At 69.7% G+C, this 12,964-nt stretch carries 15 protein-coding genes; 9 read left to right on the plus strand and 6 right to left on the minus strand.

What is annotated here, in order from left to right; genetic code table 11:
- Positions 1-34 precede the first annotated feature (34 nt).
- From TN53_RS07415 to TN53_RS07435, 5 genes are all read left to right on the plus strand, one after another.
- On the plus strand, positions 35-1,015 hold the full coding sequence (locus TN53_RS07415) for a ribose-phosphate diphosphokinase (protein ID WP_046257582.1): 981 nt from the start codon (positions 35-37) through the stop codon (positions 1,013-1,015).
- A 202-nt stretch (positions 1,016-1,217) separates the two neighbouring features.
- A complete protein-coding gene (locus tag TN53_RS07420; protein ID WP_046257583.1) occupies positions 1,218-1,802 on the plus strand; it encodes a 50S ribosomal protein L25/general stress protein Ctc in 585 nt (194 codons plus the stop codon).
- 81 nt (positions 1,803-1,883) lie between these two features.
- A complete protein-coding gene (pth, locus tag TN53_RS07425) occupies positions 1,884-2,486 on the plus strand; it encodes an aminoacyl-tRNA hydrolase (RefSeq protein ID WP_046257584.1) in 603 nt (200 codons plus the stop codon).
- Between the two features lie 52 nt (positions 2,487-2,538).
- Positions 2,539-3,054 (plus strand): hypothetical protein, encoded by a 516-nt coding sequence (locus TN53_RS07430; protein WP_095046349.1) that lies wholly within the window; start codon positions 2,539-2,541, stop codon positions 3,052-3,054.
- A 135-nt stretch (positions 3,055-3,189) separates the two neighbouring features.
- Positions 3,190-3,858: an LPXTG cell wall anchor domain-containing protein gene (locus tag TN53_RS07435; protein ID WP_046257586.1), complete on the plus strand. Its 669-nt coding sequence runs from the start codon at positions 3,190-3,192 to the stop codon at positions 3,856-3,858.
- Between the two features lie 77 nt (positions 3,859-3,935).
- Here TN53_RS07435 and ppc read toward each other — a convergent pair whose 3' ends face one another.
- Complete coding sequence (ppc, locus tag TN53_RS07440; protein WP_046257587.1) at positions 3,936-6,695, minus strand: phosphoenolpyruvate carboxylase; 2,760 nt, start codon at positions 6,693-6,695, stop codon at positions 3,936-3,938.
- 301 nt (positions 6,696-6,996) lie between these two features.
- Between ppc and TN53_RS07445 the strand changes: the two genes are divergently transcribed.
- Together TN53_RS07445 and TN53_RS07450 are read left to right on the plus strand one after the other, a co-directional pair.
- Positions 6,997-8,010, plus strand: coding sequence for an acyl-CoA desaturase (locus tag TN53_RS07445; protein ID WP_046257588.1), 1,014 nt, complete (start codon positions 6,997-6,999; stop codon positions 8,008-8,010).
- Complete coding sequence (locus tag TN53_RS07450; protein WP_046257589.1) at positions 8,007-8,684, plus strand: TetR/AcrR family transcriptional regulator; 678 nt, start codon at positions 8,007-8,009, stop codon at positions 8,682-8,684. Before TN53_RS07445 ends, TN53_RS07450 begins: the two co-directional genes overlap by 4 nt.
- Positions 8,685-8,705: 21 nt before the next feature.
- On the opposite strand, the gene TN53_RS44755 is transcribed toward TN53_RS07450, so the two are convergent.
- From TN53_RS44755 to TN53_RS07460, 3 genes are all read right to left on the minus strand, one after another.
- A complete protein-coding gene (locus TN53_RS44755; protein ID WP_095046350.1) occupies positions 8,706-8,879 on the minus strand; it encodes a CsbD family protein in 174 nt (57 codons plus the stop codon).
- 66 nt (positions 8,880-8,945) lie between these two features.
- Positions 8,946-9,332 carry a VOC family protein gene (locus tag TN53_RS07455; RefSeq protein ID WP_046257590.1) on the minus strand — a complete coding sequence of 129 codons (387 nt, stop codon included), beginning with the start codon at positions 9,330-9,332 and terminating at the stop codon, positions 8,946-8,948.
- The gene (locus TN53_RS07460) at positions 9,332-10,147 is read right to left on the minus strand and encodes a trans-aconitate 2-methyltransferase (RefSeq protein WP_046257591.1); all 816 of its coding nucleotides are present in this window, start codon (positions 10,145-10,147) and stop codon (positions 9,332-9,334) included. Before TN53_RS07460 ends, TN53_RS07455 begins: the two co-directional genes overlap by 1 nt.
- 88 nt (positions 10,148-10,235) lie before the next feature.
- Here TN53_RS07460 and tamR point away from each other — a divergent pair, with 88 nt between their 5' ends.
- The gene (gene tamR, locus TN53_RS07465; RefSeq protein WP_046257592.1) at positions 10,236-10,733 is read left to right on the plus strand and encodes a MarR family transcriptional regulator TamR; all 498 of its coding nucleotides are present in this window, start codon (positions 10,236-10,238) and stop codon (positions 10,731-10,733) included.
- Here tamR and TN53_RS07470 read toward each other — a convergent pair.
- The gene (locus TN53_RS07470) at positions 10,692-11,459 is read right to left on the minus strand and encodes a LuxR C-terminal-related transcriptional regulator (RefSeq protein WP_046257593.1); all 768 of its coding nucleotides are present in this window, start codon (positions 11,457-11,459) and stop codon (positions 10,692-10,694) included. The two genes, tamR and TN53_RS07470, sit on opposite strands and share 42 nt — an antisense overlap.
- Positions 11,460-11,717: 258 nt before the next feature.
- Between TN53_RS07470 and TN53_RS07475 the strand changes: the two genes are divergently transcribed.
- Positions 11,718-12,173, plus strand: coding sequence for a GNAT family N-acetyltransferase (locus TN53_RS07475; protein ID WP_095046352.1), 456 nt, complete (start codon positions 11,718-11,720; stop codon positions 12,171-12,173).
- Here the strand turns inward: TN53_RS07475 and TN53_RS07480 are convergent.
- A complete protein-coding gene (locus tag TN53_RS07480; protein WP_046257595.1) occupies positions 12,170-12,847 on the minus strand; it encodes a hypothetical protein in 678 nt (225 codons plus the stop codon). The two genes, TN53_RS07475 and TN53_RS07480, sit on opposite strands and share 4 nt — an antisense overlap.
- Positions 12,848-12,964 lie beyond the last annotated feature (117 nt).

Here is a 12,964-nt window from a genome sequence, read left to right on the forward strand (position 1 = left end):
CACACCCAGTTGAGACACCTCTGAGGAGACAGCTGTGACCGGGATCAAGACGACCGGCGAGAAGAAGATGATGTTCTTCTCCGGCCGCGCCCACCCCGAGCTTGCCAAGGAGGTTGCCGAGCAGCTGGGCGTCGGGGTTGTCCCGACCAAGGCCTTCGACTTCGCCAACGGCGAGATCTACGTCCGCTACGAGGAGTCGGCGCGAGGCGCGGACTGCTTCGTGATCCAGAGCCACACGGCTCCGATCAACCAGTGGATCATGGAGCAGCTGATCATGATCGACGCGCTGAAGCGTGCGTCGGCCCGCTCCATCACGGTCATCGTGCCGTTCTACGGTTACGCGCGCCAGGACAAGAAGCACCGTGGGCGTGAACCGATCTCGGCGCGTCTGATCGCGGACCTGATGAAGACGGCCGGTGCCGACCGCATCCTCACCGTCGATCTGCACACCGACCAGATCCAGGGCTTCTTCGACGGCCCGGTCGACCACCTCTTCGCCCTTCCGCTGCTCGCGGACTACGTGGGCAGGAAGGTCGACAGGTCCAAGCTGACGGTCGTGTCCCCGGACGCGGGCCGGGTGCGGGTCGCCGACCGCTGGTGCGACCGCCTCGGCGCGCCGCTGGCCATCGTGCACAAGCGGCGCGACAAGGACGTGGCGAACCAGGTGACCGTCCACGAGGTCGTGGGTGAGGTCAAGGGTCGCGTGTGCGTCCTCGTCGACGACATGATCGACACCGGTGGCACCATCTGCGCGGCCGCGGACGCCCTCTTCGCGCACGGCGCCGAGGACGTCATCGTCACCGCCACGCACGGTGTGCTCTCCGGTCCGGCCGCCGACCGGCTCAAGAACTCCCCTGTGAGCGAGTTCGTGTTCACCGACACGCTGCCGACACCGGGCGAGCTGGGCGCGGACCTGGACAAGATCACGGTCCTCTCCATCGCGCCGACCATCGCGAGCGCGGTACGTGAGGTGTTCGAGGACGGTTCGGTGACGAGCCTCTTCGACGAGCACTGAGCCCTGCCCACGCGGCAGAACGCTTCTGCATGATCGATTTTTCTACGGCCTCCCCCGCCGAGTAGACTGCGCGAGTTGCTCGGCGAGGGAGGCCGTACCTGTTCACGCGGGTGCCGGCGCTCCGTTATCGACGCGCTCTTCGTAGCAGGCCGATGGTTTGGCCGGGTGACCACCTTCCCCAACTGTTCTACGAGGAGTGACCATGGCCGACGTCAAGCTCGCCGCCGAGACCCGCACCGAGTTCGGCAAGGGTGCCGCCCGCCGTATCCGCCGTGACAAGAAGGTCCCCGGCGTGGTCTACGGCCACGGTGTCGACCCGCTGCACATCACCCTGCCGGGCCACGAGCTGCAGCTCGCCCTGCGCACCCCGAACGTCCTGCTCACCCTGGACATCGAGGGCAAGACCCAGCTGGCGATCCCGAAGGCCGTCCAGCGTGACGCCATCAAGGGCTTCCTGGAGCACGTCGACCTGCTCACCGTGAAGAGCGGCGAGAAGGTCAACGTCGAGGTCTACGTCCACACCGAGGGCGAGCTCGCGCCGGGCGCCTACCTCCTTGAGCACGTGCTGAGCACGCTGAACGTCGAGGCCGAGGCCACGCACATCCCGGAGTCGGTCACCGTCTCCATCGCGGGCCTGGAGGCCGGTGCCTCCATCCTCGCCAAGGACATCCCGCTGCCCGAGGGCACCACGCTGGCGACCGACGAGGACGCGGTCGTGCTCCAGGTCCTGGCCGCCCAGGCCGAGGAGGCCCCGGCGGACGCCGAGGCCGAGGCCACCGAGGCCTGATCCTCCCCGCAACAGCGACTGCCGGCCGCCGCTCCCCTCGGGGGCGGCGGTCGGCGCGTATCGAGGGACCGTGAAGGAGAGATGGACGTGACGACCGATGCCAACGGGCCCTGGCTGATCGTCGGCCTCGGTAATCCCGGGCCGGAGTACGCCGCCAACCGGCACAACGTCGGTTTCATGGTGGCCGATCTGCTGGCCGAGCGGATCGGGGGGAGGTTCAAGCGGGCCGGCAAGGCGCAGGCGCAGGTCGTGGAGGGGCGGATCGGGCCGCCCGGGCCGTTGAACCGCCGGGTGATCCTGGCCAAGCCGATGTCGTACATGAACCTGTCCGGTGGGCCGGTGAACGCGCTCAAGGACTTCTACAAGGTGCCCGTCGCCAACATCGTGGCGATCCATGACGAGCTGGACATCGACTACGGAACGCTGCGGCTCAAGCTCGGCGGCGGCGACAACGGGCACAACGGTCTGAAGTCGATGACGAAGGCGTTCACCGCGGAGTACCACCGGGTGCGGTTCGGGATCGGACGGCCGCCGGGGCGTATGCAGGTCGCCGACTTCGTACTGAAGGACTTCTCGTCGGGCGAGCGCAAGGAGCTCGACTACTTCGTGGACCGGGCCGCGGATGCCGTGGAGTGTCTGGTCATCGAAGGGCTGGAGCGGGCGCAAAGCACGTACAACTCCTGACTTGTCGGGTCGCGGAAACGACCGAAGTTGACGGGCTGATCAGGCATGGCCAATGATCCCCGCCATGCCTGCCACAGCCACCAAGTCCCGTCAGGCCTCCCGCCCCGCCTCGGTCGTCGCCCTCCGCTTCGGACGGCTCGCGGCGATGGGTACGGTCGCGGCGCTGATCCTGATCGCGGGGGTGTGGGCGTCGTGGGGCACCGCGCAGCACGTGATGCTGACCAAGGGCCGGGAGAGCGGCACGATCGAGGTGACGCGGTGCGGGGGTGACACCTGCACCGGGCCCTACACGCCGATCTCGCAGGGGTCCACGCCGCGCGCGAAGGTCGTCATCGAGAAGACGGTCGCGGTGCGCAAGGGACAGACGTACACCGTCGTCCTGAAGCCCAGCAGTGACGATGTGGTCCGCTCCGGGCCGGCCGGGATTCTCTACGCCTGGGTTCCGCTGGGCGGTGCGCTGCTACTGGCGTCGGTCGTCGTCGCGGGCGGATTGGGGCGCACGCGGGGCGCGTGGGTCATGGCGGGGGCGGGAATCGCACTGCTCACTGCCGCTTTCGTGACCGTCTGAGGCTCTTCGGCGTTCTCCGCAACTGTGGAGAACCTGAGTGTTGCCTGTTCGTGATTGACCTTGAGTCAGCGTGAGCCGGAAGCTGAGCCGCCCCCTCCACATCTTCCCTTTCACCTCTCGAAGATGGACTGCCCCATGCGTACCCTCACCCGCGCCGGCGCCCTGTCCGCCGTCGCCGTGGCCGCCATGCTCGCGGCCCCCTCCGCCCACGCCGCCCCTGTCACGACAGGCTCTGGCGACAACGGCGCCGTCAAGATCCACGACGCCTCGACCGACGAGGAGCTGCGCCGCAACGAGCCGCACGTCTGCACCTTCTACCTGGACGCCTTCGGCTTCGACAGCGCCCAGCAGGTCGACTGGCACATCGAGTCCTGGGCCCCGACGGCCGGCGTCAAGGGCGAGACCGTGAAGTCCGGCGAGATCACCCTCGACGGCGAAGGGCACGGCCGTACGGAGGACCTGTCGCTGCCGGACGGCCACTACAAGCTCTTCTGGAACTTCGAGGGGGAGAACGGGTCCGCCAAGCACAAGGTCTTCTGGACCGACTGCGAGGACACCGACGACGGCAAGCCGGGCGACGGTGAGGCGACGTCCTCCGCCCCCGCCTCGCCGTCCGCCTCCGCCTCGCGGCCCGCCGAGGCCGCGGGAACCCCGTCCGCCTCCTCCTCCCCGTCCGCCCAGGGCAGCGCCGACGACCTCGCCGAGACCGGCAGCGGCGCCCCCGTCGGTCTGCTGAGCGGTGTCGCGGCGGTGCTGGTCGCGGCGGGCGGCTACCTGGTGTTCCGGCGTCGCAAGGCGTCGTAGGGCCGTAAAGCCCCGACATGACGGTGCCCCCGAGCCGGTGAGAGGCTCGGGGGCACCGTCATGTCCACAAGAGACCGTCAGCCGGTGTTGCGCAGACCCGCCGCCACACCGTTGACCGTCAGCAGCAGGGCGCGGCCCAGCGTCGGGTCCGCCTCCTCGCCCGCGGCGGCCGCGTCGCGCTGCCGCTTGAGCAGGGCGACCTGGAGGTAGGAGATCGGGTCGAGGTAGGCGTCGCGGATGGCGAAGGTCTGCCTCAGGACGGGCTGGGCGTCCAGGAGCTCGGTCTCGCCGGTGATCCGCAGGACCTCGCGGACGGTCAGCGCGTGCTCGGCCTCGATGTCGGCGAAGACGTGCTGGAGCTCGGCCGGGACCAGGGTCTCGACGTAGTGCCGGGCGATGCGCAGGTCGGTCTTGGCCAGGGTCATCTCCACGTTGGAGATGAAGTTCTGGAAGAAGTGCCACTGCTCGTGCATCTCGTCGAGCACGCCCTCTCCTCCCAATGTCGCAGTCAGGCCCGCCTCGCGCAGCGCCTTGAGGCCGGAGCCCACGCCGAACCAGCCGGGGACGATCTGGCGGGACTGGGTCCAGCCGAACACCCACGGGATGGCGCGCAGGCCGTCGAGGGAGACGCCGGAGCCGGGTCGGCGCGAGGGCCGTGAGCCCAGATGCAGGTCGGCCAGCTGGTCCACCGGCGTCGACGCGAGGAAGTACGTCGGCAGGTCCGGATCCTCGACCAGGCGGCGGTAGGCGGCGTGGGCCGCGTCGCTCACCACGTCCATCGCGGCGTCCCAGCGGGCCAGCGCCTCGTCGGACTGGCGCGGGGACGTGTGCAGGGCGGAGGCCTGGAGGGTGGCCGCGACCGTGAGCTCCAGGTTCTCGCGGGCCAACGAGGGGACCAGGTACTTGTCGGAGATGACCTCGCCCTGCTCGGTCACCTTGATCTCGCCCTCCAGGGTGCCCCAGGGCTGGGCGAGGATCGCGTCGTGCGAGGGGCCGCCACCGCGGCCGACGGTGCCGCCGCGGCCGTGGAACAGGCGCAGGCGCACGCCGTAGCGGTGCGCGACGTCACGCAGGCGGCGCTGGGCGCGGTGGATCTCCCACTGGGAGGTGGTGATGCCGCCGAACTTCGAGGAGTCGGAGTAGCCGAGCATGACCTCCTGCACGTCCCCGTTCAGCGCGACCAGGCGCCGGTAGGACGGGTCGGAGAGCATGTCCTCAAGGATCGTGTCGGCGGCCTTGAGCTCGTCCGTGGTCTCCAGGAGCGGCACGATGCCGATCTTGGCCCAGCCGGCGTGCAGGTCGATCAGACCCGCCTCGCGCGCCAGCACGGCGGCGGCGAAGACGTCGTCGGCGCCCTGGCACATCGAGATGATGTACGACTCGATGACCTCGGGTCCGAAGACGTCGAGGGCGCGCTTGACGGTGTGGAAGACGCCGAGGGTCTTCTCGCCGGCCGCGTCCAGCGGGGCCGGGGTGGGCGCCAGAGGCCTGCGCGACCTGAGCTCCTTGGCGAGCAGCTTGCCGCGGTAGTCGCGGGGCATGTCCACGTAGCGCCAGGACTCCTCGCCGAGCCGGTCGAAGAGCTGGCCGAGGGCGTGGTGATGGGCGTCGGCGTGCTCGCGGACGTCCATGGTGGCGAGCTGGAGGCCGAAGGCGGCCAGCGTACGGATCGTACGGTTCATCCGGCCGTCGGCGATCAGGCCGCCGCGGTGCTCACGCAGGGAGGTCTGGACCAGCGTCAGGTCCTGGAGCAGCTCGGCGGTGCCGAGGTAGTCGCGGCCGTCCTCGTGCGGGGTGTTCTTGGCGAGCCGCAGCTTGGTGTTCTCCAGCTTCTGGCGGATCGCGGTGGCCTTGAGCCGGTAGGGCTCCTCGGCGTTGAGGCGCTTGTAGCGGGGGCTGATCTCCGGGAGGCGCTCCAGGTCGGCCTGGAGCGAGGCGAGCAGTTCCTCGGTGGCGCCGGTGTAGCGGATGGAGTTGGACAGGAAGCCGCGCAGCTCGTCGATCAGGTCGAGCGCGTCGTTGATGCCGTGCTCGTGCTGGAGGATCAGGACGTCCCAGGTCACCTGGGGGGTGACGTTCGGGTTGCCGTCGCGGTCGCCGCCGATCCAGGTGCCGAAGGTGAGGGGGCGGGTGTTCTCGGGGAGGGTGACGCCGACGCGGTCCAGCTCGGCGGTCAGGTCCTCCAGGACGTCACCGACCGCGTTCGCGTGCAGCTCGTCGAGGTAGTAGATGGCGTTGCGGGACTCGTCGGTCACCTCGGGGCGTACGACACGCAGCTCGTCGGTCTGCCACACCAGGTCGATGTTCTCGGCCAGGCGGGTGTCGTAGCGGCGGCGGTCGGTCTCCAGGACCGGGGTCTCCAGCAGCGCGGCGATACGGCGGAGCTTGTTGAGGACCGAGCGGCGGGCGGCCTCGGTGGGGTGCGCCGTGAACACCGGACGAACGTTGAGGTTCTGGACCGTCTGGCGCAGGTGCTCGGGGTCGGCGTCCTTGAGGCGGTCGGCGGTGCGGGCGAGCAGGCCGCCCTCGGCGGCACGCCTGGCTCTGAGCTCGCGGCCGCGGTGGACCTGCTCGGTGACGTTGGCCAGGTGGAAGTAGGTCGAGAAGGCGCGCACCAGCTTGGCGGCGGTCTCCAGTTCGGTGCCCCGCAGCAGTTCGGCGGCGGCGTCACCGTCCTCACGGGTGAGGCTGCGGACCTTCTCGACGAGTTCCAGCAGCTCCGGGCCTTCCTGCCGGACGAGGGTCTCGCCGAGGAGGTCCCCGAGTCGCCTGATGTCGGCGCGCAGCTCGGCGGAGGTGGTCTCCTGGGCAACGGTCTTGTCGTCGGCACTGCTCACAGGTGCGGCTCCTTGCAGTGTTGAAGCTCGTCCGGGAGGGAACCCGGTACCGGTCCGACGGCGGCTGCCGCATACGGACCGGACATCCGGGAAGAAATGAGAGCGGACCGCGCTGTCCGAACGACTCCAGGATAGGTGTCCGTGCGGACGCGCAGACTCTCGGGCTCTTGCCGTCGGGCGACGCGCTGCCATACTTACGACGCCGTAGGTTACGGAACCGTAGGGAAGCCCGCTCTGCTTCCATGGGCTCCGCTGACCAGGCCCTTGTCACAAAACCCTCGAACCCCACAGGGGACGCCCCATGACCACAAGCAGCTCCGATGTGATCGAAGACGCCCCGGAGGCGCCCGACGATCCCTCGATGCCGTCCGCCACCCTGGGCGGCGAGCAGAAGCGTTCGCTCGAGCAGATCACCCTGCTGCTCTTCATCATCGTGCCGTTCCTCGCCGTGCTCGCGGCGGTGCCGCTGGCGTGGGGCTGGGGGGTGAGCTGGCTGGACCTCGGTCTGCTCGTCTTCATGTACTTCCTCGGCTGCCACGGCATCACGATCGGCTTCCACCGCTACTTCACGCACGGCTCCTTCAAGGCCAAGCGCCCCCTGCGGATCGCGCTGGCGATCGCGGGGTCGATGGCGGTCGAGGGGCCCCTGGTGCGGTGGGTCGCCGACCATCGCAAGCACCACAAGTTCTCGGACGCGGAGGGTGACCCGCACTCCCCGTGGCGGTTCGGTGAGACGGTTCCGGCGCTGATGAAGGGCCTGTGGTGGGCGCACATCGGCTGGATGTTCGACGAGGAGCAGACCCCGCAGGAGAAGTACGCGCCGGATCTGATCAAGGACCCGGCGATCCGCCGGATCTCCCGCGACTTCATCTACTGGGCGATGCTCTCCCTGGCCATCCCCCCGCTGGTCGGCGGTCTGGTGACGATGTCGTGGTGGGGCGCCTTCACGGCGTTCTTCTGGGGCTCGCTGGTCCGGGTGGCCCTGTTGCACCACGTGACCTGGTCGATCAACTCGATCTGCCACGCGGTGGGCAAGCGGCCGTTCAAGTCGCGGGACCGCTCGGGCAACGTGTGGTGGCTGGCGGTGCTGTCCTGCGGTGAGTCCTGGCACAACCTGCACCACGCCGACCAGACCTCCGCGCGGCACGGGGTGGAGCGCGGTCAGATCGACTCCTCGGCGCGTCTGATCCGCTGGTTCGAGATGTTCGGCTGGGCGTACGACGTCCGCTGGCCGTCACGCTCGCGTATCGATTCGCGCCGTAACACCGACGAAGACCGCTCTCGACGCGGGAAGGAGTCCGCGAAGGCGGCATGATTGACGCCGTGGCGACCGACTCCAGCAGCACCGAGAGCAATGAGAAGCCGAGGCGCACGCGCCGCACCCGGATGACGGGTGCCGAGCGTCGTCAGCAGCTGCTCGAGATCGGTCGAACCCTCTTCGCCGCCAAGGGGTTCGAGGGCACGTCGGTGGAGGAGATCGCGGCGAAGGCCGGGGTGTCCAAGCCGGTGGTGTACGAGCACTTCGGCGGCAAGGAAGGTCTGTACGCGGTGGTGGTGGACCGCGAGATGCGGCGCCTGCTCGACATGGTCACGAGCTCCCTGACCGCCGGCCATCCGCGCGAGCTCCTCGAACAGGCGGCCTTCGCACTCCTGGACTACATCGAGGAGTACACGGACGGCTTCCGCATCCTGGTCCGTGATTCCCCCATCCCGCAGTCGACGGGCACCTTCGCCTCGCTGATCTCGGACATCGCCACCCAGGTGGAGGACATCCTGGGCCGCGAGTTCAAGAGCCGCGGCTTCGACCCGAAGCTGGCCCCGCTGTACGCCCAGGCCCTGGTCGGCATGGTCGCCCTGACCGGCCAGTGGTGGCTGGACGTGCGCCGCCCGAAGAAGGCGGAGGTCGCCGCGCACCTGGTGAACCTGTCGTGGCACGGCCTGGACGGCCTTGAGCAGAAGCCGCACCTGATAGGGCGCCGCAAGAGCTGACTCCTGCGGCGCCCCGCGGGGTCACCGTTTGAAGGCGTCCTTGGCCTTCTCCTTGGCCTGGCGCATGTCGCCCTTGGCCTGCTCGGTGCGGCCCTCGCCGGTCATCCGCTCGTTGCCGACCGTGCGGCCCATGGTCTCCTTGGCCTTGCCCTTCGCCTGTTCCTTCTTCGCCCGAGCCTTCTGTTCCTTCGCCACGCCACTCACTCCCGGCTGGATCGTCCCCCCGCTGTCACTCCACCGAGTGGCCCGCGCCGGGAGTGCTCAAACAACCGGCTCCAGAAACTCCAGCCGGTTGCCGACGGGGTCGTGGGCGTAGAAGCGCCGGTGTCCCGGCAGGTCCGCGTCCCAGGTCAGCGCGGCGCCGCCGGCCTGAAGCCGGGCGGCGTACGTCTCGATGTCCGTGACCCGCAGCCCGGGGTGGGCCTTCCTGGCGGGCCTGCAGTGACATTTTCCGCCTCCGGCGGGGGCGTCCTCGATCCCCAGATGCAGCTGCACGGCCCCCGCCCGGAACCAGCACCCGCCGCGCGCGGCGAGCACCGGCGGCTTGGGGATCTCCGCCATGCCGAGCACGCCGACGTAGTAAGCCCGCAGCCGGTCCTCGGAGCCCGGCGGCGCGGCGAGCTGGACGTGGTCGACCCCGGTGAGCATCACGCCCCCTTGCGGGCGACGGCGAAGATCCGGCGGAACGGGAAGGGTGTGCCGTGCGGTCCCGCCGGATAGGCCTTGCGCAGGGCGTCCCGATAGCGGTTCACGAAGTCGTCGCGGGTCTGCGGATCGTCGGCGAGCGCGGTGAGGACGGGCCGCAGTCCCGTTCCCTTCACCCAGTCGAGGACCGGGTCCTCGCCGGTGAGGAGGTGAATGTAGGTCGTCTCCCACACGTCGGCCGTGCAGCCGAGGGCGGTCAGGCGCTCCAGATAGGTCTCGGGGGTGAGGACGGCGTCGTCGTGGCGCAGGAGGTCGCCGAGGCCGGTGGTGTGGGCGAGTTCGCGCATCAGCCGGTGGCTGGGGGCGCCGAAGTTCCCGGGCACCTGGAAGGCGAAGGTGCCGCCCGACGCGAGCCCCGCGATCCAGTCGTCGAAGCGCTCCGTATGCCCGGGGACCCACTGGAGCGTGGCGTTGCTGACGATGAGGTCGTACGGCTGTGCGGGCGCCCAGGTGCGGACGTCGGCATGAGCGAAGTCGAGGCGGCCGCCGCCCGGCGTGGGGCCCTCGTGCTCGGTGCGGGCCCGGTCGAGCATCTCGGGCGAGTTGTCGTAGCCGGTGATGCGGGCGGTGGGCCAGCGGTCGGCGAGGACGGCGGTGACGTTGCCGGGGCCGCAGCCGAGGTCGGCGATGCGGGGCGCCTCTTCGCTGGGCAGGCCGGGGACACGGGCGAGGAGATCCGCGAAGGGGCGGGCGCGGTGGTCGGCGTGGCGCAGGTACTGGGCGGGGTCCCACGTCGTCATGGATCCACTGTCGGTCATGGGTCCACTGTGACCCGCGATTTATCTCGATGTCAAGAGACTTCACGTCAAGAGACTCCACATCGACACAACCACTAGACTGATCGCCATGGAGGACGAGGTCGATCGGCTGGTCGCAGCATGGCGCCGGGAGCGCCCTGACCTCGACGTGGAACCGCTCGAGGTGCTCAGCCGGGTGAGCAGACTGGCCCGGCACCTGGACCGGGCACGTCGACTGGCCTTCTCCGAGCACAGCCTGGAGCCCTGGGAGTTCGACGTCCTCACCGCGCTGCGGCGCGCGGGAACGCCGTATCAGCTCTCCCCCGGGCAGCTGCTGACACAGACCCTGGTCACCTCGGGCACGATGACGAACCGCATCGACCGGCTGACCAAGAAGGGCCTGGTGGAGCGCCTGCCGGACCCCTCGGACCGGCGCGGTGTGCTGGTCCGGCTGACGGACGAGGGCCAGGACCGCGCGGACCAGGCCCTCGCCGGACTGCTCGACCAGGAGCGCGCGATCCTCGCGGAGCTCTCCCGGGCCCAGCGGAGCGAACTGGCGGGGCTGCTACGCCAGTTGACCGCCCCGTTCGACAACATCCCCGGCTAGGTCGACGGGCCCGACCCCGGCACGGCGGGCGAGCGCGACGGCGGCCAGCGTGGAGTGCACGCCGAGCTTGCCGAGGACGTTCTGCATATGGGTGCGGACGGTGTGCGGCGAGAGGAACAGCCGCTCGGCGACGGCCTTTCTGCCCAGACCGGCGACCATGCACCGCAGCACCTCCCGCTCGCGCGGGGTCAGGGACTCGACGAGCCGCTCGCTCTCGGTGCGGTGCTTGCGAGCGGCGGTGAGCTCCCTGAGGACCCCCGTGAGCAGGGCGGGCGGCAGATGCGTCTCGTCCCGCAGTACCCCTCGTATGACGGTCAGCAGTCTGGACAGCGAACAGTCCTTGGCCACCCACCCCGACGCCCCGGCCTGCAGGGCGAGCGCGGCACGCCGCTGGTCGTCCTTCTCGGCGAGGACGACGATGCGTACGCCGGGCTGCGCGGAACGCACCCCGACCACCAGCGAGATGCCGTCGACGAGCCCGTCCTCGTTGCCCTCCTGTACGGGCACGGCGGGCCGGATGCCCTGGACATTGCCGCCCAGGTCGGCGTCGACGAGCAGCACGTCGTAACGGCGCCCCTCGGCGGCCGCGCGCTCCAGACTGCGCAGCGCGGCGGGACCGCTGCCGGCGGCGGAGACGTCGACGTCGGGCTCGGCCGCCAGCGCTGCGGCGAGCGACTCGGCGAAAATGCGATGGTCGTCGACTACCAGGACTCGGATGCGAACCACGAAACCCCCTTCCCCAAGCTCTGTAAGAGCGGGGGATACCCCATCGTCGGGAGACGGAAAGACCGGCGCAGGTACGACGTCCGAAGCGCGATGGCCGCACGGCCGCCGCCGTGCACGAACTGCTACCCCCACTTCGGGCGCCGTACCCGACTGTCTCGCCCCCTGATCAGCACCGGCCCCCACCGGTGCTGTTCATCAGGGTACGGCCGGGGGCCGGGAGCGGAAGGTAATTTGCAGAACTGGCTGTCCAGCACGTTTATGGTGAGCCGCATGTTTCGCATTGAGACAGAAGTCGACAGAGGCCGACGCGATCTGCTCCGCAGAGGGCTCCGCGACGCAAACACGGCGGCCTCCCCGATCCTGCGCGCCCTGCGCGGAACCCCAGGTGAACGGGAACTTCCGCTCCACGTCTGGGCTTTGGACGGGGCGGGCGAACTGGCGGGAGGTCTGGTGGGCCACACCTGGACGACGTGGCTGCACGTGACGTACCTCTGGGTGGACGACCGGTGGCGGGGGGCGGGCCTCGGTTCGCAGTTGCTCGCCACGGCGGAGGCTCTCTCCCGCGACGAGCGGGGGTGTGTGAACTCCCGCCTGGAGACCTGGGACTTCCAGGCACCGGAGTTCTACAAGAAGCGCGGGTACGACGTGGTGTGTGTGATCCCCGACTATCCGCCGGGGATCACCGAGTACACGCTGACGAAGCGGATCGGCTAGAGCTTGCGGCCGCAGACGGTGTCGTACGGCCGTCCCACCACGATCGTCAGCTGGATGGGGTCGGTGGTGCCGGAGGGGCAGCGGGCGGAACCGGCATCGACGAGCCCGAGCACCTTGAAGTCACCGGAACCCGCCCGGTCGCACGCGATCTCCTCGACGTCCGCCGCGACACAGTCCCCCTTCACCAGCTGCCCGCCGCCCGCGCCGGCGTCGCCGGGGTGGTCGTCGGAGAGATTGCGCCCGCAGACGGTGTCGGTGGGGATGCCGCCGCTCGTCTTCTCGTCGGATCCGAAGCTCATCGACACCTCGATGATCACGTCCGTCCCCGACGGGCACTGGACCGCGGCGGGCAGGATGCTGCCGTCCATGATCTTCAGCGCCTTGAAGGTGGCGTCGGAGTCGGCGCAGTCGTACGCCTCGTACCCGTCGGGAGCCCGGTCGGGGTCGGGACCGCCGCAGTCCCCGGCCTTCCACTCCCCCGAACTGCCGCCGCCGTCCCCGGTGGCCGAGGCGGACACCGACGGCGGGGAGGAGGCCTCGTCGTCGCCGTCCTTGCCGCCCGTGAACCACCAGATCGCATAGATGATCCCGATGAACACGACCAGAGCCACCAGACCCCTGAGGCACCCCGGCTCCTTGCGCGGTGAAGCCTGAGGACCGCCCTGCACAGCCATGAAATCCCCCTTCGCCCACGGCGATATGCCCACCGTCACACGGAACGGACGCTTCTGCGGGGGGAGTTGCGGAGCCGGTTACAGACCGGGTACGACCGGCACGACTCGGCGACAATC

This window comes from Streptomyces sp. WM6386 (genome assembly GCF_000972385.1).
Classification (GTDB): Bacteria; Actinomycetota; Actinomycetes; order Streptomycetales; family Streptomycetaceae; genus Streptomyces.